The sequence below is a fragment of the Vibrio sp. 1401 genome, assembly GCF_033340295.1.
In genome coordinates this window covers 1-840 of record NZ_JAWOWF010000235.1, presented here as the reverse complement: position 1 = coordinate 840, position 840 = coordinate 1, and the positions used below count along the sequence as shown (strand labels likewise).

At 46.9% G+C, this 840-nt stretch carries 1 pseudogene; it reads left to right on the top strand.

The features are described 5' to 3' along the window. Window positions 1-45 precede the first annotated feature (45 nt). A pseudogene (locus tag R7Z77_RS24800) lies at window positions 46-840 on the top strand (DEAD/DEAH box helicase family protein); the annotation flags it as partial.

The following is an 840-nucleotide window of genomic DNA, read 5'->3' as shown; positions in this document are numbered from 1 at the left end:
TAGTGATGTGTGCTACTATTCGCCTCCAACGCATTTGAGGCCCGTATGCTGACCAGTAACATTCAAAAATCGATTCGCAATAGCTATCAAAACCTACAAGCTCAACTCGATAACTTTGTACCAAGACGAGCTCAAAATTATCTTGTCGCTGAAATCGCAAAGACGCTTTGTGGTCAATATCATAAGTCCAATCGAATACTGGTAGCAGAAGCAGGCACAGGGATCGGTAAGTCACTTTCTTATTTGATGGCCGCTATACCAGTTGCCGTGCATAACAACCGCAAAGTCGTTATCTCAACGGCAACCGTCGCGCTTCAAGAACAGCTAGTGAATAAAGACCTTCCTCTATTCCGTCGTATTACAGACAGAGAATTCTCTTTCATTCTTGCCAAAGGTAGGCAGCGCTACTGCTGCGCAGAAAAGCTCGCAACAGCCAGTGGTGTGGATGGCGGTCAACTAGCGATGTTTGAGACCAAGCCAAAGAAAAAAGACATTGAATTACTGGAAACCATGTATCGCTCACTCGCTCAAGGGAAATGGGATGGTGACCGCGACGCTTGGCCTAAACCTATAGACGACCGCATCTGGCAATTGATTGTCAGCGACAAACACAGCTGTAATAACAGTTTGCCAGGTCACAGAGGGTGCCCGTTTCAAAAGGCGCGTTCTGAGTTAGATAAAAATGACGTGATCATCGCGAATCACTCTCTCGTTATGGCTGATGCTGACTTAGGTGGTGGCGTAATCTTACCAGAGCCAGAAAATACGATTTATGTCTTTGACGAAGCTCACCACCTGCCTCACGTCGCCCGTGATCACGCTTCAGCATCCGCGAGTTTA